At 34.1% G+C, this 19,428-nt stretch carries 21 protein-coding genes; 19 read left to right on the forward strand and 2 right to left on the reverse strand.

All coding sequences use genetic code 11. The annotated features are described in order from the left end of the window. Positions 1 to 54 precede the first annotated feature (54 nt). Together AC4AGG_RS02540 and AC4AGG_RS02545 are read left to right on the forward strand one after the other, a co-directional pair. Positions 55 to 1,143, forward strand: a complete 1,089-nt coding sequence (locus AC4AGG_RS02540) for an AI-2E family transporter (RefSeq protein ID WP_489770410.1) — start codon at positions 55 to 57, stop codon at positions 1,141 to 1,143. Further along, positions 1,143 to 1,364, forward strand: a complete 222-nt coding sequence (locus tag AC4AGG_RS02545) for a DUF3820 family protein (RefSeq protein WP_489770411.1) — start codon at positions 1,143 to 1,145, stop codon at positions 1,362 to 1,364. The genes AC4AGG_RS02540 and AC4AGG_RS02545 overlap by 1 nt, the downstream gene beginning before the upstream one ends. A 7-nt stretch (positions 1,365 to 1,371) precedes the next feature. Here the strand turns inward: AC4AGG_RS02545 and AC4AGG_RS02550 are convergent, their stop codons facing one another. After that, positions 1,372 to 1,884, reverse strand: coding sequence for a hypothetical protein (locus tag AC4AGG_RS02550; protein WP_489770412.1), 513 nt, complete (start codon positions 1,882 to 1,884; stop codon positions 1,372 to 1,374). Between the two features lie 2 nt (positions 1,885 to 1,886). Then, entirely contained in the window at positions 1,887 to 3,878 is a 1,992-nt protein-coding gene (gene uvrB, locus AC4AGG_RS02555; RefSeq protein WP_489770413.1) for an excinuclease ABC subunit UvrB, read from the reverse strand. A gap of 189 nt (positions 3,879 to 4,067) precedes the next feature. Here uvrB and rfbA point away from each other — a divergent pair, with 189 nt between their 5' ends. From rfbA to AC4AGG_RS02640, 17 genes are all read left to right on the forward strand, one after another. Further along, complete coding sequence (gene rfbA / locus AC4AGG_RS02560; protein WP_489770414.1) at positions 4,068 to 4,928, forward strand: glucose-1-phosphate thymidylyltransferase RfbA; 861 nt, start codon at positions 4,068 to 4,070, stop codon at positions 4,926 to 4,928. Between the two features lie 30 nt (positions 4,929 to 4,958). Next, positions 4,959 to 5,945, forward strand: a complete 987-nt coding sequence (locus tag AC4AGG_RS02565) for a hypothetical protein (protein WP_489770415.1) — start codon at positions 4,959 to 4,961, stop codon at positions 5,943 to 5,945. Then, entirely contained in the window at positions 5,942 to 6,736 is a 795-nt protein-coding gene (locus AC4AGG_RS02570) for a sulfotransferase family protein (protein WP_489770416.1), read from the forward strand. The genes AC4AGG_RS02565 and AC4AGG_RS02570 overlap by 4 nt, the downstream gene beginning before the upstream one ends. A gap of 69 nt (positions 6,737 to 6,805) precedes the next feature. Continuing rightward, on the forward strand, positions 6,806 to 7,642 hold the full coding sequence (locus tag AC4AGG_RS02575; RefSeq protein WP_489770417.1) for an ABC transporter permease: 837 nt from the start codon (positions 6,806 to 6,808) through the stop codon (positions 7,640 to 7,642). Positions 7,643 to 7,644: 2 nt separating this feature from the next. Further along, entirely contained in the window at positions 7,645 to 8,844 is a 1,200-nt protein-coding gene (locus AC4AGG_RS02580; protein WP_489770418.1) for an ABC transporter ATP-binding protein, read from the forward strand. Between the two features lie 150 nt (positions 8,845 to 8,994). Beyond that, the gene (locus AC4AGG_RS02585; RefSeq protein WP_489770419.1) at positions 8,995 to 9,618 is read left to right on the forward strand and encodes a sulfotransferase; all 624 of its coding nucleotides are present in this window, start codon (positions 8,995 to 8,997) and stop codon (positions 9,616 to 9,618) included. Then, complete coding sequence (locus AC4AGG_RS02590; RefSeq protein ID WP_489770420.1) at positions 9,618 to 10,679, forward strand: DegT/DnrJ/EryC1/StrS family aminotransferase; 1,062 nt, start codon at positions 9,618 to 9,620, stop codon at positions 10,677 to 10,679. The genes AC4AGG_RS02585 and AC4AGG_RS02590 overlap by 1 nt, the downstream gene beginning before the upstream one ends. Further along, positions 10,676 to 11,302, forward strand: coding sequence for a NeuD/PglB/VioB family sugar acetyltransferase (locus AC4AGG_RS02595; RefSeq protein WP_489770421.1), 627 nt, complete (start codon positions 10,676 to 10,678; stop codon positions 11,300 to 11,302). The genes AC4AGG_RS02590 and AC4AGG_RS02595 overlap by 4 nt, the downstream gene beginning before the upstream one ends. Next, on the forward strand, positions 11,295 to 12,206 hold the full coding sequence (locus AC4AGG_RS02600) for a glycosyltransferase (protein WP_489770422.1): 912 nt from the start codon (positions 11,295 to 11,297) through the stop codon (positions 12,204 to 12,206). Before AC4AGG_RS02595 ends, AC4AGG_RS02600 begins: the two co-directional genes overlap by 8 nt. A gap of 103 nt (positions 12,207 to 12,309) precedes the next feature. Next, a complete protein-coding gene (locus AC4AGG_RS02605; RefSeq protein ID WP_489770423.1) occupies positions 12,310 to 13,155 on the forward strand; it encodes a glycosyltransferase family 2 protein in 846 nt (281 codons plus the stop codon). Between the two features lie 11 nt (positions 13,156 to 13,166). Further along, positions 13,167 to 14,087 (forward strand): glycosyltransferase family 2 protein, encoded by a 921-nt coding sequence (locus AC4AGG_RS02610; RefSeq protein WP_489770453.1) that lies wholly within the window; start codon positions 13,167 to 13,169, stop codon positions 14,085 to 14,087. Continuing rightward, positions 14,087 to 15,193, forward strand: coding sequence for a glycosyltransferase (locus tag AC4AGG_RS02615; protein ID WP_489770424.1), 1,107 nt, complete (start codon positions 14,087 to 14,089; stop codon positions 15,191 to 15,193). Before AC4AGG_RS02610 ends, AC4AGG_RS02615 begins: the two co-directional genes overlap by 1 nt. A gap of 10 nt (positions 15,194 to 15,203) precedes the next feature. Beyond that, positions 15,204 to 15,869, forward strand: coding sequence for an NAD-dependent epimerase/dehydratase family protein (locus AC4AGG_RS02620; RefSeq protein WP_489770425.1), 666 nt, complete (start codon positions 15,204 to 15,206; stop codon positions 15,867 to 15,869). A 29-nt stretch (positions 15,870 to 15,898) separates the two neighbouring features. After that, entirely contained in the window at positions 15,899 to 16,762 is an 864-nt protein-coding gene (locus tag AC4AGG_RS02625) for a glycosyltransferase family 2 protein (protein ID WP_489770426.1), read from the forward strand. 1 nt (position 16,763) lies between these two features. Next, positions 16,764 to 17,627 carry a glycosyltransferase family 2 protein gene (locus tag AC4AGG_RS02630; RefSeq protein ID WP_489770427.1) on the forward strand — a complete coding sequence of 288 codons (864 nt, stop codon included), beginning with the start codon at positions 16,764 to 16,766 and terminating at the stop codon, positions 17,625 to 17,627. A 2-nt stretch (positions 17,628 to 17,629) separates the two neighbouring features. After that, a complete protein-coding gene (locus AC4AGG_RS02635) occupies positions 17,630 to 18,469 on the forward strand; it encodes a glycosyltransferase family 2 protein (RefSeq protein ID WP_489770428.1) in 840 nt (279 codons plus the stop codon). Then, complete coding sequence (locus AC4AGG_RS02640; RefSeq protein WP_489770429.1) at positions 18,466 to 19,359, forward strand: glycosyltransferase; 894 nt, start codon at positions 18,466 to 18,468, stop codon at positions 19,357 to 19,359. The genes AC4AGG_RS02635 and AC4AGG_RS02640 overlap by 4 nt, the downstream gene beginning before the upstream one ends. Positions 19,360 to 19,428: the final 69 nt, after the last annotated feature.

Genomic DNA, 19,428 nt, shown 5'->3' on the forward strand with positions numbered 1-19,428 from the left:
AAAATATTAAAAATAGATGTGCATTATTTGTACTTTTGAAAAAAAGCATTGACCATGTCAGAAAAATCACCTCAGATTAGTGGAAATATCATCAAACAGATTTTTTTGCTGATTCTTATTGTTATCCTTATTGGACTTATTGGCTACAATCTTTCCATGTTTATCCCTGCAATTCTCGGAGCAATGACATTGTATGTTTTGAGTAGAGACCTTAATTTCAAACTTCAAGAAGAAAGAAAATGGAAACCAGCGTGGGCGGCATTATTCATCATTTTCATTTGCATGATTGTACTCATTATTCCGCTCTATTTTATGGCGGATTCGATAATCGCTAAAATCGGTGATACACAATCTTACATGGGGCAACTCAACGAGTTTTTGAAAGAAATTCAAAAATTCATCTACAAAAAAGTAGGAATTGATGTCCTTAATAAAGACAACATTCAAAAAATACAAAGCACCGCAGGAAAGATTTCCACCACTGCCCTGAGTGGAACTTTCAATACTCTTTCTGTCCTAGCTGCAATGTTTTTCATGTTATTCTTTACTTTGGAAAAACCTAGAACCTTCGAAAGAATTGTTAGCAATACTCTTCCGCTTAAAAGGTCTAACATCGCTTTAATCAGCAAAAAATTTAGAAAACTGGTAATCGCTAATGCTGTTGGTATCCCAGTTGTAGCCTTAGGCCAAGGCATTGTTGCTCTGATTGGCTACCTCATCTTCGGCGCTCCAAGTCCTTTTTTACTTTTTGCTTTGACCGCTTTTGCATCGATGATCCCGATTGTAGGAGCTGGTATCGTCTATGTCCCTATTTGCATTTACATGGCCGCAACAGGAGATATGACAAGTGGAATTGGGCTATTAATTTATTGTGCCGTTGTTGTAGGCTTAACGGACAATGTACTTCGTTTTACCCTTCTCAAAAAACTAGAAAACATCCATCCACTGAATACAGTTTTTGGTATCATCATGGGAATCAATTTATTCGGATTCATCGGATTAGTTTTCGGTCCTATCTTGGTCTCCATGACCGTTTTGTTAATTCAAGTTTATAGAGATGAGTTTTCGGAAGATGACAGCTTACCTATCAATGAAGACTTCGACGAACCTGAAGATGTTACAACCGAACAAAACCCGACCTAATGGAAGGATTAAAACCAGAAATTCTCCAAGAAATATGTGAAGTTAAAATGCCATTCGGAAAATATAAAGACCGAATATTGGCAGACCTTCCCATCTCCTACCTCGAATGGTTCATGAGAAAAGGAGGCTTCCCCCAAAACAAACTTGGGATGCAATTGGCAACCGTCTACGAAATAAAAATTAATGGACTCGAAGCATTATTGAACCCTTTGAGGAAATAACTTTATCTTATTTCTTTAATAAATTTAACACTTTCAAACCTCTATTCCGAATGCCAGAACTTGGATTTTGTTCCAAATTAAATTGAATTAGGGCGGCTAATTCTGGTTTCAAATCAGGGAATATCAGAGTAATATCGAACGCTACTTTCATCGCAAAAGCTCTAACTGCAATAGCTTCCGATAAATCACCCAAACAATCACAACAAGTGGAATATAATTGACCCATATGCACCTCTGGAACTTTTACAAATTGCAAAAATCTTAAAATATTTCTTTTCTGAGTTTTGGTTGGAGTCTGAAATAAACAATTAAGCAACGCATCCAAATGGGGCAAAAGTAAGTTTTTATCAATATCGATAATGGTCATAACATAAGCTGAAGCTCTTTGAGAAGTGCAATACTCTGGAGCAAAAAAAAGTTCTAATAATTGAGCAACCTTCCCCTCCCGAATAATATCTCTCGATACTTTCAGCCAATATTCTTTGTTGTTTTCCCGAAAAATAATTTCTTTAAGACTCATTATTATCTTTTGAGCGCAACAATTTCATCTCTTAGTTTAGCCGCTTTTATAAAATCAAGATTTTTGGCGGCAACTTCCATTTCTTTTTGTTTTTGAGCAATCAATTTTTCCAAATCTTCCGTTCCATAAGAAGCTCGTTCTTCGGCAACCTTTTTCATGATGTCTTTTTGAGTATATCTTTCATCAGGAAAATCCTTGCTTCTTCCGACTAAAGATTCAGAAATTTTCTTGTTCAAAGGTTGTGGTGTTTTGCCATGTTCTTCATTATACCTTTGTTGTTTTTCTCTACGATACGCCGTTTCATCAATTGCTGCCTGCATACTTTTCGTCATTTTATCTGCATACATAATCGCTTTACCATTGATATTTCTCGCAGCCCTTCCCACCGTTTGAATCATCGAACGGCGAGAACGCAACATCCCTTCTTTATCGGCATCTAAAATTGCTACCAATGAAACTTCCGGCAAATCGAGTCCTTCCCTTAAAAGATTGACCCCAATCAAGACATCGAATAATCCAGTTCTTAAATCCTGCATAATCTGGATTCTTTCCAAGGTCTCCACATCCGAATGAATATATCGGCATCTGATTCCAAATTTGGTAAAATATTTCGTGAGTTCTTCTGCCATTTTTTTGGTTAAAGTCGTCACCAAAACACGCTCATCTTCCTCTGTCCTTTTCTGAATTTCTTCAATTAAATCATCAATCTGATTCAATGTTGGTCTTACTTCAATAATCGGGTCTAAAAGTCCCGTTGGACGAATAATTTGCTCCACATATTCTCCTTTAGTTCTTTCAAGCTCATAATCAGCAGGTGTTGCAGAAACATAAATCACTTGATTTTGCATTCCTTCAAATTCTGGAAACTTCAAAGGTCGGTTATCCATCGCAGCTGGAAGTCGGAATCCATATTCCACCAAAGCTTCTTTTCGGCTTCGGTCTCCACCGTACATCGCGTGAACCTGCGGAATCGTTACGTGAGACTCATCAATCACCATTAAGTAATCTTTCGGGAAATAATCTAAAAGACAGAATGGTCTCGAACCTGGTTCTCTTCCGTCTAAATAGCGAGAATAGTTTTCGATCCCAGAACAATAACCCAGCTCTTTTATCATTTCTAAATCGAGTTCAGTTCTTTCCTGCAAACGTTTAGCTTCCAAAGGTTTTTCAACCGATTGAAAAAACTCAACTTGTTTGACCATATCATCTTGAATGTCACGAATCGCTCCATTCAAGGTTTCTTTAGAAGTTACAAAAAGATTGGCTGGATAAATTTGAATTTGGTCGAAATTGGCCATCACATTCCCCGAAACAGGATCAAAAGTTTGAATTTTTTCGATTTCATCCCCAAAAAACTGAATCCTAATCGCATTATCTGCATAGGCAGGAAATACATCAATCACATCTCCTTTCACACGAAACGTACCACGCTGAAACTCATTTAACGTTCTCGCATACAACGCATTAACCAAAGAATGAAGTAATGCAGTCCTTGTAACTTTTTCGCCAATTTCTATAGTAATCAAAGACTTATGAAACTCATTCGGGTTACCAATACCGTAAATGCATGAAACCGATGCAACAATCAACACATCCCTCCTACCAGAAAGTAAACTGGCTGTCGCAGATAATCTCAATTTTTCTACTTCTTCGTTAATACTCAGATCTTTTTCGATATAAGTTCCGGTACTCGCAATATAGGCTTCAGGTTGATAATAGTCGTAATAAGACACAAAATACTCCACTGCATTGTCAGGAAAAAACTCCTTGAACTCCATAAACAATTGCGCCGCCAAAGTTTTATTATGTGCTAAAACAATAGTGGGTCTTTGGATATTTTGTACCACATTGGCAATGGTAAAGGTCTTACCTGAACCTGTAACCCCGAGCAAGGTTTGATATTTCTCGCCCACCTCAATTCCGTTGGTGAGCCTATCTATCGCTTGAGGCTGATCTCCGGTTGGTGTATATTCTGACTGAAGGTTGAATTGCATTTTTCAAAAGTAAGTAACAAAGATAATGACAACTAAGCACTTTTGATGTACAAAACCTTCAACTTTACCAAATAGTCTTGAGAAAAATTAAATATGGTTTTGATTTTAATTAAAACTAATCTCTATAATTTTTTGCGTAATTTTGTAGTCTTTCAAAAAAGAAAAATAAATTTTTAGCACAGATTAGTTATGAAAGGAATTGTATTAGCGGGCGGATCAGGAACAAGATTGTACCCATTGACTATTGCTGTCAGCAAACAGTTGATGCCCATCTACGATAAACCAATGATCTACTATCCTTTATCAACATTGCTTTTGGCGGGAATCCGTGAAATCTTAATTATCACAACTCCTCATGATCAAGAACCATTTAAGAAATTATTGGGAGACGGATCACAAATCGGGTGCAAGTTCGAATACAAAGTTCAACCAAGCCCAGATGGACTAGCTCAAGCCTTTATTTTAGGAGAAGAATTCATAGGTGACGACTCAGTCGCATTGGTTTTAGGTGACAATATATTCTATGGAACTGGATTACCACAATTGCTGGAAAGTAAAACAAATGTTGACGGCGGATGTGTATTTGCATACCAAGTTTCTGATCCAGAAAGGTATGGCGTGGTTGCTTTTGACGAAAATAACAAAGCAATTTCTATAGAAGAAAAACCTACAAATCCAAAATCTAATTTTGCGGTTCCTGGATTGTACTTCTATGACAACTCTGTTGTAGAATATGCTAAAAATCTAAAGCCTTCTCCAAGAGGCGAACTTGAAATTACCGATATCAATAAAATATATTTGGAAAAAGGAAATCTCGAAGTTGGTGTTATGTCACGTGGGACAGCCTGGCTAGATACGGGAACTTTTGATTCCTTACATGAAGCTTCGGAATTTGTAAAAGTCTTGGAAAAGCGACAAGGATTCAAAATCTCTTGTATTGAAGAAATTGCTTATAAGAAAGGATTTATCAATCAAGAAGAGCTTCTGAAATCAGCAGAAAAATATGGAAAAAGTGGTTATGGTGATTACTTGAGAAGCATCCTAAAGTAAAAGTTCTTAAAGGCACAATAACTTTTCACATTGCAAAGAAAACTCTACATCAATATTATATTCGCAGCGGTATTGGCTTTTATGGTCAATACTTTTGTGTATTTTGGATTTGGAAATACTTATTCATCTAACATTTTTAGCTATACCCAATTTCAGGAGCAATTTCAATCTGGAGTATATCAGTATCGCATCTTAAGTGGATACTTTCTCACATGGATCTATGAAACTCTGGGAACTCTGGATTTGAATTATACAGTTTTCAAATTCAAGTTCTTTGATAAAAATGCAGAACCACAGATGTATCTTTCCTTTTATCTTCTCAATACGATGTTCGCTGTTCTTTCAGCAGTTTTGATGATGCTAATAGCTGAAAGTAAATATTTTGTGGCTACTCATGCGGAAAAAATATTGATTGTTGCTATCGGGATATTTTCAATGGCGCTCACCCAATTTTCCATGTCTCCTTACGATAATTCGGGAATTTTCTTTTTATTGTTGTTCTTTTGGGTTTTTCTAAAATTAATGAACCATTGGTCAGTAATGACACTTGCTGCTTTAGCAATAATCATGGTCATTTCAACATTTAATAGAGAAACCTCTGCCCTTTCAATTGCCTTAGCTGCAACCTTACTTCATCAGAAAACTGGTTTCAAAAAGCAATTTTTAATCATAGTGGGAGTATTGACGATTTCATTTTTAAGCGTTTATTTAGGACTTCGCCTAGGCATGCAAAGTTTTGCAACCAACGATGGCAACTTGCTTCAGGAAAACTTGAAGATGCCAAAAAATATTTTGGGAATATTATTTTGGTTCACCTTTTTTATATTCAGTCTTTTTATTTCCAAAGACAAACAGACAAAAAGAAACATCATTATTTTTCATCTCTTATCATTACCCTACATCTTAATGTGCTTATATGGCGGAATTATGTACGAAGTAAGATTATATATCCCTATTCTAATAACATCGATTCTTTTAGCTAGAATTGAAAATAAAGCTTTATCCTCTTTAAAATGAATTTCAGAAAACAAATTAAAAAAATCTTGACTTACCCCTCTCTGCCAGATTTTTACATTTTGGGAGCGCAAAAAGCAGGAACTACATCAATTGATTCTTATCTGAAATATCACCCTGATTTCCAAGGTTCACATCCAAAAGAAATCCATTTTTTCGATAATAAAAAAGTAAATGAGAAGGGATTGAAATGGTATAAAAATCACTTTAGAAGATTCTATTTCGGAAGAAAAAAACTTCTTTTCGAATCTACACCTAATTATCTGTTCAATAAAGAACTCCCAAAAACTTTGAAGACCCTAAAACCGGATTTGAAGTTTGTCGTTATTCTTCGTGACCCTATTGACAGAGCTTTCTCGGCGTACAATATGTTTAAACTAAATTATTTGGAACAAAAGAAAATAGGTGGCTTTCATCAAGAACATTTGCTAAGGTATGAAAGTGAGGGACAATTCATGAGTTTCGAAGAAATGGTTAATGAAGAGTTGAAAAGGATTGAAGAAGGAATTGAAAATCCACAATGGGACGAGTCGTTTACACTATTAAGAAAAGGACTCTACCAACAACAACTAGAAACCTGGTATCAATTTTTTCCAAAAGAGCAATTTTTGATTTTACAATTCGATGACCTAAAGCAGGATCAGACAAAGGTTCTCAACACAATTTCTGCTTTTTTGGGTGTACGAGATTTTAACGGTATAAAAATTGATAAAGAACCACGAAACAAAAGAGAATACAAGGAAGGGATCTCTGAAGAAATGAAAGCAAAACTTTCTGCTTTTTACAAAAACTAGTCGTTGACATTCTCATCTCAACATTAATCCCTTAATATTATTATCTTTGTACACTCAAAAAATTTAATATTGAAAACCGTTGTATATACATCTGATAAGCGTACTCACTTCTTCAAAGAGCTGAAGGAGATGTATCATGATATCAGAAAATCTAACTTCCTTGCCTTTCAAATTGCCAAAAGGAATATCCAAGCTCAATATAGACAATCACTCCTAGGATTTTTTTGGGCGTTTGCTCCCGTAATTGCCAACTCTCTAGTTTGGATTTTTCTTAAAAAATCAGGAACAATCAATATTAGCGAACCTCAAGTCCCTTATGCTTTGTTTGTCGTGATTGGAACAATGCTTTGGAGCGTATTTCTAGAGTGCCTACAAAACCCTATAGCCGCCATTAATTCTGGAGCAAGTATTATATCTAAGATAAACTTTCCAAAAGAGGCTTTACTCATCAGTAGCTTATATAAGACTATTTTTAACCTAATTATAAAACTAATCCTCATAGCAATTTTATTGGTGTTTTTTGGAATTATACCAACTCACACAATCGTCTATTTCCCAATATATTTAGGTGCAATTATGTTACTCGCTTTTTCAATAGGAATCTTTATTGCTCCAATTGGGCTGCTGTATCCAGATATTAACAAAATAATCGGAATGGCCAGTGGATTTGCAATGTATGTCACCCCAATTGTTTATATGGCGCCACAGACTGGTTTTTTCAAGAATATTTTTGAAATCAACCCTTTGACCCATCTCATCAATGGTACACGAAATAGTCTCACAGGTTTTGAAGTCCAACATCTTACTTATGTTTTGGCGCTTGCTTTTCTCAGTTTAATATTATTAGTTGTAGGACTGGTTATCTTTAGAAAATCAATGCCTATCATTATTGAAAAAGTATCTTAACTATGGAAAAAGAAGTATTGGTAAAGGTACAAAGTGTATCAAAAAAATTTAGTTACGACCTCAAAAAGTCTTTAAAATACGGAGCCATAGACATTATCAGAAGTTCTTTTGGGCTCAAAACCAATAAGGAACTTCGAGAAAAAGAATTTTGGGCAGTCAATGATGTAAGTTTCGAACTAAGACGAGGAGAATGCATTGGTCTGATTGGTCATAATGGTGCGGGAAAAAGCACTTTACTAAAAGTACTCAATGGGTTATACGCTCCTGACAAAGGACAAATAACCATGAAAGGAAAGATTGGCGCTCTCATTGAATTGGGTGCTGGCTTTACACCCATTCTTACAGGGCGGGAAAATATTTATAACAACGCTGCTATATTAGGATTTACAAGAGAAGAAGTAGAAGAAAAAATGGACTCCATCATTGCTTTTTCAGAAATCGAAGAATTCCTTGACACTCCAGTGAAAAACTACTCTTCTGGAATGAAAGTGAGGCTTGGATTTGCCATTGCGGCTCATATGGAGCCTGACATTCTAATTATTGACGAAGTTTTAGCAGTTGGAGATTTAGGATTTGTGTTGAAATGTTTCAAAAAAATTGATGAACTTTTACCAAATACAGCAGTGATTTTTGTTTCACATAATATGCCAATGGTTTCCCGAATCTGTAACCAAATTATCTTAATGGACCATGGGAAAGTTGTATATCAAGGTAATAACGTTGCAAAAGGAATAGACCAATATTATAAAAAGTTTTCGAATAGTGATAAAAATACAATTTTTGACGATGGCAGCTTAGAACTTATTGATTTGAAAATGAGAAATCAAAGAAATGAGTATACCAGCGACTTTAACTGGTTAGATGACCTTACGGTTGAAATGACATTTAAAAATTTGAAACTCAAGCAAATACCACATATTATCCTCTCAATATTTGATAAGGAACAGAGAGGACTTGCAATATTCCAATTTGAAAGTGGTAAAGAAACTTTGACCCCACAACAGGAGTTTAAAATCGTATTAACTCATTTACGCCTTCAGCTTTCTAAGGGAAAGTACAGCTTTAATATAAATATCTCGGAGGAAGCCAACTTTAATCCTATATTAAGAATCAATAACGTTGAATATTTTTTCATTTCTCATCAAGAGGAAATCTGGCAACCATTTTTACTTAATAGTAAACAATATGTTGAGATTGATTAACAAGATAATCGTCTCCTCCAAGAAAAGAAAGATTACTAAAATAAAAGAAATTTTGGAAAATATCCATGAACCATAGTTTAGAGATGATACCAAAATCAAATATAGAGACTAAAAAATTATTCTGGTTTTTTGAATATTAAACTAAACAATATGTTTAAAAAAAAGAAAAAAAAAATTTTTTGCATAGGTCACAATAAAACAGGGACTACATCAATTGAGAAATTTTTCAAAGAGCATGGCTACGATGTTGCTCCCCAAAGAGATTTTGAACTTTTATTAGATGATTATATTCAACGAAATTGGAGCCCTATTATTAAACTTTGTAGTAAATATGAAGTATTTCAAGATGTGCCATTTGCTAATAAATATATGTACCCTATATTGCACTATGCCTTTCCTGATGCAAAATTTATTCTTACAACTAGAGATAATGCAGAACAATGGTACAATTCTATAACAAAATTCCACTCAAAATTGTTCGGAGATGGAAATAAATCACTGACCAGAAGTGAACTAAAAAATGTCCAATACATACATAAAGGATGGCTATGGAAAAACCTTACAGATAATTATGGTGACCTAGAAGACCCATATGATAAGACAAAACTAATTTCTTTTTACGAAAGCTATAACCAAGATATACGAAATTATTTTCGTGATAATCCCAATTTTTTGGAGTTGAACATCGCAGAAAACAATTCAGTAAAAAAACTATGTACTTTTTTAGGAATCGAAGCTAAATTTGATTCTTTTCCACATGAAAACAAAACATAATGATTAATGTAACCCAAACCTTCGTCCCACCAATGGAAGAATACTCTACGATTCTTCAAGAGGCCTTTGATAAAAAATGGCTTACAAATAGAGGCGTCTTGGTCAATCGATTAGAGGAAAAGTTAAAAACTTTTTTGAAAGTTCCACATCTTACCTTGTGTACTAATGGAACTTTGCCCTTACAAATTGCCATAAAAGCACTACAATTGCAGGGAGAGATTATCACTACCCCTTTTTCGTATGTAGCAACCACATCTAGCATTATTTGGGAGAATTGCACCCCTATTTTTGTTGACATTCATCCTGATTACCTGAGTATAGATGAAGAGAAAATAGAAAAAAAAATCACCAATAAGACATCTGCAATTCTTGCCACCCATGTTTTTGGAAACCCATGTCATGTAGAACGTATCGAAGAAATCGCCAAAAAACATCATCTTAAAGTCATCTATGATGCGGCTCATTGCTTTGGTGTAAATTATAAAGGTCAAAGCATCTTTAATTTCGGAGATGTTTCAACCTGCAGTTTTCATGCAACTAAAATTTTCCACACGGGTGAAGGAGGGTGTTGGATAACAAAAGATAATCAACTTCAAGAGCAATTGTATTACCACCACAATTTTGGCCACAATGGTCCGGAGGCATTTCATGGCTTGGGCATTAACGCAAAAATTAGTGAACTTCAAGCAGCAATGGGGCTTGCCGTTTTCAACCACTTGAAAAAAATTTTTGAAGGTCGTAAAAAAGCTGTTGAACTTTACCTAGAATTATTACAAAATAAAAATCTTCAGTTTCTGAAGATTCGTGAAAATACAGATTGGAATTACCATTACTTCCCCGTAATCTTCAACTCAGAGGAAGAATTACTTGAAGTACAAAAAAAGATGAACGAGAATCAGATTTTCCCAAGACGATATTTTTATCCTTCACTCAACCAGCTTCCGTACCTCAAAAATCAAGCATGTCCAATCAGCGAGTCATTAAGTAGTAGAATATTATGTTTACCTTTATCACATGAAATTTCCAATGAAACCATTAAAAAAATAATAAATCTGCTATGATAATTGTTGGCGCAAAAGGAATGGCAAAAGAAATTATCTCTGATATTGATTCGACGATAGATGAACTATTTTGCTTTGATAACATTAATAATTTCATTGACCAAAAGGTCTTTGGTACTATTCCTGTGATAGATTCGTTTGAAGGAGTGCAAAAAAGTTTACAAAGAGGATTCATTTTAGGAATAGGCAATCCTTACCATAGGAAAATTCTTTACCATAAATTTTGTGGCTTAGGACTTCTACCTTATACTTTTATCAGCAAAAATGCTAAAATTGGAAATTACGATGTTATGATTTCCGATGGCTGCACCATTATGTCTGACTCAATCATTACTGCATCTGTTATCATCGAGAAAGGGGTCTTAATTAATGTTAAATGCGCAATAATGCATGACTCATACGTTGGAGAATTTTCCGAAATATGCCCTTCGGTCAATATTAGTGGAAATGTTAAGATAGGAAAAAACTGTTTTATTGGAACTGCAGCGACAATTCTACCAAATATAGAAATTGGTGACAATTGCATTATCGGGGCCGGCGCAGTTATTACCAACAATATTCCTAAAAACAGCACTGCAGTAGGCGTACCTGCAAGAATAATCAAAATAAAAGAAAGTGAGTAAATTAGTATCAGTTGTTGTGATTACGTACAACCATGCTTCATACATTAATGAAGCAGTTGACGGAATTCTTAGCCAAAATTTTGATGGAGAGATAGAAATCATTATTTCTGACGATGCATCAACTGATAGTACGGTTGATATTGTCTGCGAAATAATAAAAAAGAATCCTAAAGCTGACATTATTAAACTTCATCCCCATAAAAAGAATATGGGTATGATGCCCAATTTCATTTTTGCACTAAAAGAATGTAAAGGAAAATATATTGCATTGTGCGAAGGAGACGACTATTGGACAGACCCCTACAAGCTACAAAAACAAGTTGATTTTCTTGAAAAAAATCCTGATTATACTGTATGCTACCATAATGTTGACATATTACAAGAAAATATGATCAATAAAGAGGACAGATTAAACCTACCTCAAGATACTACATTATCAATTACCGATTTAACAGAGAAAAACATAATACACACGCCTAGTGTAATGTATAGAAAGCTTTACTCGGAACTACCTAATTGGTTTCGACACTGCACAGTTGGTGACTACCCATTGCATCTTTTACATGCTGAAAAAGGAAAAATATTCGGTATGTCCCAACATATGGCTGTCTATCGTTCTGGAGTAGGAATATGGAGCCAACAAAAGGAAGATGAAATCCTTAACAAATGGACAAATTTGTTATACTACTTATCAGACAAGTTTGAAGACAAAACTAATGATGGTCTGTTAAAGTCTCTTCTCGAATATAAGAAAAGGATGGTTTTTAATGAGTTTCCACAATTAAGAAGAATTGAGAATCACCTTAAAAGAAAGGAACAAAATGAATTTTACTTTCAACGAATAAGCTCCTTGACCTACTTGGATTTAGTAAAGTTAGCAATTAAAAAACTGATGGGAAGTTGAATCGGTTTGTGCAAAAATTCATTAACAATATAAAAAGCAAATAAATGAGGTTCTTGTGCTGAAACAATCTTGTTAAGCTTAGCCTTAAAATACTTAATTAATTTTGAATAAGAAAAAAAATAAAATATCAATCTGCATTCCAACATATCAAGGAGAAACATTTATTGGAGAATGTTTAGAATCTATTTCGAACCAAACTTTCCAAGACTTCGAGGTTATCATTTCAGATAATTTATCGCAAGACAATACCGTTGCAATATGCCAAGCATGGGCAAAAAAACAATCTTTCCCTGTACTCATTTACAGTAATCCTCATCAAGGGATTGGAATTAACTGGAATTATGCAATCAAAAAATCTAATGGTGACTATATCAAACTCCTTTTTCAAGATGATTATATGAAAGAAGATTGTTTGGAAGCAATGTATAATGCCTCACAATCTCAAAATGCCAAAATTGTAGTTTGTAAAAGGAATATTGTTTTTCAAAATGGAATAGTCAACCAATCTTTTCTCCAAAATTATGGAGATTTGCAAAAATCAATTGGTCATCAAAAAGAAGAACTCTTTTGGATTACAAAATCTCTATTCAAAAGCGCAGCATTCTTTCAAAGTCCCTTAAACAAAGTTGGCGAACCAAGTACCACATTAATTAGCAAAGATGTTTTTCAAAAAGTGGGATATTTCGATGAATCGTTGAAACAAATTTTAGATTATGAATTTTATTATCGTGCTTTATTAAAATTTGACATTTTGGTCTTGTCACAAAAGTTACTGAACTTTAGAATTCATGATCAGCAAGCAACACAAGTAAACAAATCAAATAACATACAAGAAGACCAAAACTACTTTGGAAAGGATGTTCCAAAACTGTTTTTCAGATATTTGTCATACAACAAAAAGAAAGAAATAATTACAAAAAAAATAATGTCCATTTTAAAGAACATCTAGTATACTTTAAAATCAATTATAAACTTAAAAGACATCAAAATCTAATGCCTCTCATATCTGTCATCATTCCCAATTATAATCACTCCCAATTTCTTGAGGAAAGAATAGACTCTGTTCTTCATCAGACTTTTCAAGATTTTGAAATTATTCTTTTGGACGATGCATCAACGGATGATAGCTTGAAGGTTCTTGAAAAGTACAAAGAACATCCTAAAGTCAGCCATGCAGTTTTCAACAAAGAAAATTCTGGAAGCCCTTTCAAGCAGTGGAAAAAAGGCATCGAATTAGCCAAAGGAGATTTCATTTGGATTGCTGAAAGTGATGACTACTGTTCCAATAACTTTTTAGAAGAATTTGCTCAACAAAAGAATGCTGTAAATGCTGTTTACTATTGCAACTCACATGACGTCAATCAAGAAGGAGCATTTATCTTGGACAGAATTGACAATACAAAAGAGTTTAATCCAAATATTTGGACAGATGATTTTAACATGGAGGGTAGTCTATTTATCGAAAAATATTTAAAAACTAAAAACGTAATTCCCAATGCAAGTGCCGTTATTTTTGATAAAAAATTAATAAAACAAGGGCTTTTCAGCAAAGATCTCTTAGAGATGAAAATGTGTGGAGATTGGCTATTTTGGATCAAATTACTTCGCAATGGGGAGATTATCTATTCCAAAAAAGCAAATAATTTTTTCAGGAATCATAATGCTGTCACTCGCAACCACAGTGATAAAACCAAAATTACTAGAAGATTATTAGAAGAAAAAATGGTCCGACAATTTCTGCTGGAACAAAAAATCGAACAAAAAAAAGAAGTTTTATCTTTGTATCGAAGATGGAAAAAAGAAGTTGGAGGAAGTTTTTTCAAAATAGCTCTTCCTATTGATTACATTAAAAACTTTTTCATTTTTACATTCAAATTCTAATGACAAAAAATATTGCGATATTATCCGCCAGCAAAGAAAATGTTACCGAGACTTTTGTGCAAAATCACAAAAACAATGTCATCGGCAATGTTTTTTATTATTACAATGGATTCATCCCTAAAAACCTTGATGGACATGGAAATTTAGCAAAAACTCAACAATATACTACTTGGAATCGCTTCAAAAAAAAATTAGGACTTCCGATTTCATCCATATCCTCTTCCGTGGCACTAAAAAAATCCCTACAGGAAAACAAAATATGCGGAGTTATAGCAGAGTTTGGCAATGTAGGTGCCTCTAATATTGAAATAATCAAAGAACTTAACCTTCCCATGATTACCTTTTGGTACGGGTACGAAATTTCAATGAGAGATACCATCATGCAATTCGAAAATCAATATCGTCAGCTCTTGCAATATGCAAACAACACCAACATGGTGGTTTCACGGACTATGATAAAACCTTTGATGGAATTAGGAGCTAAAGAAAGTAGTATCGTATATAATCCTTGCCCTCCCAGCGAACTTTTTTTTGATTGCGCCCCATCCTTTGATAATAACAATATTCTCGCAATCGGAAGATTTGTCGACAAAAAAGCTCCTTATTATTTGGTGCTAAGCATGATTGAAGTTATTAAAGAAATTCCTGATGCTATTTTGAATCTTGTTGGCAACGGCCCATTATTTAACACTGTTGAAAACTTGATAAATCATTATCAACTTAATGATAATATAAAACTTTTAGGACCAAAAACGCCGGAAGAAATAAAAGCACTAGTGAACCAATCGTCTATTTTCGTCCAACATTCTATAACTTCATTAAGTGGTGACAGTGAAGGGACGCCTGTTGCTATTATGGAAGCTTCAGCTGCAGGATTACCCGTTGTTTCTACCTTTCATTCGGGGATTCCAGACGTCATCATTGACAAGGAAACTGGACTTCTTACTCAAGAACACGACACCAATAGCTTTGCAAAGCACATCGTTAGCTTATTAAAAAACAAAAACATCGCAAAAGATATGGGACGAATGGGAAGAGAAAATATGCAGACTAATTTTAGAAACGAGCTTCACCTCCAAAAAATTAACGATTTTTTTTGCAATTAAGAATTTAAAGATGATAATAGGAAATGGATTAATGGCAGCAACTTGTGCTTCAATAGATAATGACAACATAATCATTTTCGCATCTGGAGTATCTAATTCTGGTGAAACTAATGAAGCTCCTTATCAAAGAGAAAAAAAATTGCTTCAGCAGACCATACTTGACAATCAGGAAAAAACTATTATTTACTTTTCTACTTGTAGCGTATATGATCCTTCAAAAAGAACAAGCAGATACGTCATACACAAATTGGAAATGGAATCAATAATAAAATCAGAGACACCAAAATATTATATTCTTAGAGTAGGAAATGTTGTAGGCCCAGGTGGAAATATACATACACTGTTTAATAATTTCAAAAAAATCATCAAAGAAGGTGAAGCAATAAGAATTTTTGCAAAAGCAAAACGGTTGCTAATTGATGCGGAAGACATTCCAACTACTATTCAGCAAATAATAATGTCAAAAAAAATTAACTCAACTATTAATGTTGCGTTTCCTCATCAATTTCAACCAGATGCAATTGTTGAAGCTATCGCAAAAAAACTCTCCATCACACCTAATATCCAGATAGAAGATATAGGAAGTAATTATGATGTTAATATTGAAGAGATATTTTTTCCAGAAAAGCACCTACCTGACGCCTATTTGCAGAAGTTAGTTGAAAAATACATTTAACTACCTTGAAATAAAAATTGTATAAAAAAATGAAATTTTCCATACTTATAGCTAATTACAATAACGGCAAATACTTCAAAGACTGTTACGATAGTATCATGTCGCAATCATATGAAGATTGGGAGTGCATCATTGTTGATGACGCCTCGATAGACAATTCTGTCGACACAATTAATGCTATTATTGGAGACGACGCGCGATTTAAAGTGTTTTGTAATGACAAAAATTATGGATGCGGCTACACTAAAAGAAGATGCGCAGAGCTGGCAAGTGGGGATGTTTGTGCTTTCCTAGATCCAGATGATACCATCACGTTTGATGCTTTAGAAAAAATGATTAAAGTTCATCAGGAAAATATGGAACTGTCTCTAGTGTTCTCCAATATTATCATTTGCGACGAAAATCTCTCTCCACAGCATGTAATCAAAAGAAAAGGTATTGAAAGTAACGACCCCTTTTTCTTCAATTTAGGTACTCCTATTCACCAATTGGTAAGTTTCAAAAAGAAATTATATGACAAAACAGAAGGTATAAGTAGCTATGCGCAAAGAGCTGTTGACCAAGACCTCTACATCAAACTGTATGAAACAGGACCTGTAAGCTACCTAGATGCGGATCTTTACTATTATCGAATTCACAATTCTGGGATTTCAACCTTTGATAATCAGAATAAAGCCTATTTTTGGCATTGGTTTGCCATCTTTGAGGCAGCGAAAAGGAGAAATATCAATATTGAAAGTCTTTTCAATGAACATTTTTCCAGGAAGGATGTAATGAAAAAACAAATCGCTGAATTACAAGAAGACCGAAAAAAAATTGAACTCCTTAAGAAATCCCGTCTACTAAGAATTCTGTCAAAATTAGGCGTTTTTAATACTTTCAAGCATTTGTAAAATGGAAACTCCCAAAATATCAATCCTTATAGCTCACTACAAAAACAGCCTGTTAATAGCTGATTGTATCAATAGCCTACAAAAACAGACGGAAGAAAATTGGGAAGCTGTTATTTTGGACGATGCTTCTGACGATAATTCCGTTGAAGTTATTTCAGGCTTGATTGATTCCGATCCTCGATTTCAACTGCATAAAAATGAAAGAAATATGGGCGTTGGGTATACCAAAAAAAAGCTTGCAGAAATCGCAAAAACACCCATCTTTAGTTTCCTTGACCCCGATGACGCACTTAGAAAAGATGCCTTAGAACAGATTATTAAAGCTCATCATACTTATCCTGAAGTTGGACTAGTATACAGTAACTTTGTTTATTGTGATCACCATCTTAATGAAATCAAAATTCATAAAGCAAAACAGGTCAATTCTATACAAGATGAAGAGTATTACAATTTCAAAGGAGAAATCTCGCACTTTGCGACATTTAAGAAGAAATTTTATGAAAAGACAACTGGTATTGATGCTAATCTTAAAATCGCAGAAGACAAAGATATCTATATGAAAATGTGTGAGGTTGCCACAGTTAAGCACCTTGACGAAGATTTGTATCTATATCGCTTACATCAAGGAGGAATTTCTACTGGGAAAAATGCGCAGAAGGCATTATTTTGGCATTGGGTTGCGCTAACAAAAATGGCTGAAAGAAGAAATATAGATATTTCGGATTTATTTTTAGACAAGTGGATACCTCGCTCTGTATATGATAAAGAAGTGAGCAATAATAGACATTATCATACTAAAATCAATAAATCCCGCTGGATAAAAATTGGGAAACAATTGGGTCTCCTCAACTGGCTTAAGAAGTAATTATGAAAAAAGTAACCATCATTGTACCTTGCTATAATCAAGCGGCATATTTAGACGATTGTTTCCAATCCGTTCTAGAACAATCCTATAGCAATTGGGAGTGCCTAATGATTAATGATGGTAGTACTGATAACACGGATAAGATTTTATCGGAATGGGAACAGAAAGATACCCGATTCAAGAAATACTCAAAAAAAAATGGGGGTCTTTCATCGGCTAGAAACTATGGTTTACAGCACGCTGAAGGAGATGCTATTCAGTTTTTAGATTCTGATGATGTTTTAAAGTCAGAAAAATTAGAGCAAAGTGTTCAATTCCTGAATGAAGATTTTGACATTGTGATTTCGAGCTTTTATCGATTTACTAATGAAGAAATCAAACGCCCATATTGTAATCTTGCAGAAGTTGATTTCACCTACGACGAAATCCTTAATAAGTGGGAAAAGGGTTTTACTATCCCTATTCATTGCGCAATATTTTCGAAGGAAATAATTGGAGACATTCAATTTCAAGAAAGCATTAAATCTTTTGAAGATTGGATTTTTTGGATTGCCATCATGAGTAGAAAACCAAAGGTAAAATATATTGACACCCAATTGGCAGGTTATCGAATCAATCAAAATTCCCTCACTGCGAACAAGTTCAATATGTATCTAAGTTATCATAAAGCTATTGCATTTATCCTAGAGAACTTTGAGATTACGGATCAAAAAAAATTCATGGAACGTAACTTTCCAGATAACGACCGTAAACTGAACTATATTATCAACCATCAAGAAAAAGTAATTAATTATTATCAAAAATCATCCTTGAGATACTGGATTGACCGAATAAAAAAATGAATTGTCGACTAACCACATCTGTAGCATTATGTACTTATAATGGCGAAACACATATTGCAGAACAACTGGACAGCATTCTCAATCAGTCGTTGGCGATTGATGAAATCGTGCTTTGTGATGATGGTTCTACAGATAATACAGTGAACATTCTTAAGGGTTATCAAAAAACCTATCCTCAAAAGATTTTTATTTACCAAAATGAGAGCAATCTAGGATATGTTAGAAATTTTGAAAAAGCCATATCCCTCTGCAACAACGAACTCATCTTCTTATCCGACCAAGATGACTACTGGTTTCCAAATAAGGTAGAGACGGTTGTAGAATATTTTGAAAAATATCCGAAAGTTAATGTTGTCTGTCATGATCTTCAGTTATTAGGATTTCAGGATGACACTACCAAAACCTACTGGGATCTTAGAAACTTTGATCGAAAAAATGATAATGATAAAATCCTGGAAAGAATCTTATTCGAAGGAAATATATTCCCTGGAATGTCAATGATTATCAAAAAGAAAATGAAGGAAAACCTCCCATTCAAAAATATAAAGCGAGTGATGATTCATGACTTTGAATTGGCTATTTTGGGATTGCGTGACAACAGCTTAGGACTTGTCAACCAAGTTTTAGGTGTCTATCGACTTCACGAAAATCAGAATGTTGGATTCAGTCTTCGAACAAAGCCTAAAAATTTAGATGAAAATCAAATTTTCCAGCATTATAGAGGTATTGCAAATACCGAACTTTATGTCTCTACTTTCAATTTGCCTGCTACCTTAATCAATGGTCATAGAACATTTTTTAAAGCAATAATTGAAAAATACATGAAGCAACTTAATCCTATAGCAAGGGTTCTCAAAAGATTTAAGTTCAAATATTATTACAAATTTTAGATTTTCAAAATAATACACTCACTAGTTATCGCGTAACATTGTGCAATAAAAACATTGTAAAAATCAAAA

This window comes from Chryseobacterium sp. CG10_8, from assembly GCF_058117085.1.

What these genes read in the sequence shown, in the direction of transcription:
- AC4AGG_RS02540 (WP_489770410.1), top strand. Translation starts at nt 55, where the DNA reads ATGTCAGAAAAATCACCTCAGATTAGTGGAAATATCATCAAACAGATT.
- AC4AGG_RS02545 (WP_489770411.1), top strand. Translation starts at nt 1,143, where the DNA reads ATGGAAGGATTAAAACCAGAAATTCTCCAAGAAATATGTGAAGTTAAA.
- AC4AGG_RS02550 (WP_489770412.1), bottom strand. Translation starts at nt 1,884, where the DNA reads ATGAGTCTTAAAGAAATTATTTTTCGGGAAAACAACAAAGAATATTGG.
- uvrB (WP_489770413.1), bottom strand. Translation starts at nt 3,878, where the DNA reads ATGCAATTCAACCTTCAGTCAGAATATACACCAACCGGAGATCAGCCT.
- rfbA (WP_489770414.1), top strand. Translation starts at nt 4,068, where the DNA reads ATGAAAGGAATTGTATTAGCGGGCGGATCAGGAACAAGATTGTACCCA.
- AC4AGG_RS02570 (WP_489770416.1), top strand. Translation starts at nt 5,942, where the DNA reads ATGAATTTCAGAAAACAAATTAAAAAAATCTTGACTTACCCCTCTCTG.
- AC4AGG_RS02580 (WP_489770418.1), top strand. Translation starts at nt 7,645, where the DNA reads ATGGAAAAAGAAGTATTGGTAAAGGTACAAAGTGTATCAAAAAAATTT.
- AC4AGG_RS02585 (WP_489770419.1), top strand. Translation starts at nt 8,995, where the DNA reads ATGTTTAAAAAAAAGAAAAAAAAAATTTTTTGCATAGGTCACAATAAA.
- AC4AGG_RS02590 (WP_489770420.1), top strand. Translation starts at nt 9,618, where the DNA reads ATGATTAATGTAACCCAAACCTTCGTCCCACCAATGGAAGAATACTCT.
- AC4AGG_RS02595 (WP_489770421.1), top strand. Translation starts at nt 10,676, where the DNA reads ATGATAATTGTTGGCGCAAAAGGAATGGCAAAAGAAATTATCTCTGAT.
- AC4AGG_RS02615 (WP_489770424.1), top strand. Translation starts at nt 14,087, where the DNA reads ATGACAAAAAATATTGCGATATTATCCGCCAGCAAAGAAAATGTTACC.
- AC4AGG_RS02620 (WP_489770425.1), top strand. Translation starts at nt 15,204, where the DNA reads ATGATAATAGGAAATGGATTAATGGCAGCAACTTGTGCTTCAATAGAT.
- AC4AGG_RS02625 (WP_489770426.1), top strand. Translation starts at nt 15,899, where the DNA reads ATGAAATTTTCCATACTTATAGCTAATTACAATAACGGCAAATACTTC.
- AC4AGG_RS02630 (WP_489770427.1), top strand. Translation starts at nt 16,764, where the DNA reads ATGGAAACTCCCAAAATATCAATCCTTATAGCTCACTACAAAAACAGC.
- AC4AGG_RS02635 (WP_489770428.1), top strand. Translation starts at nt 17,630, where the DNA reads ATGAAAAAAGTAACCATCATTGTACCTTGCTATAATCAAGCGGCATAT.
- AC4AGG_RS02640 (WP_489770429.1), top strand. Translation starts at nt 18,466, where the DNA reads ATGAATTGTCGACTAACCACATCTGTAGCATTATGTACTTATAATGGC.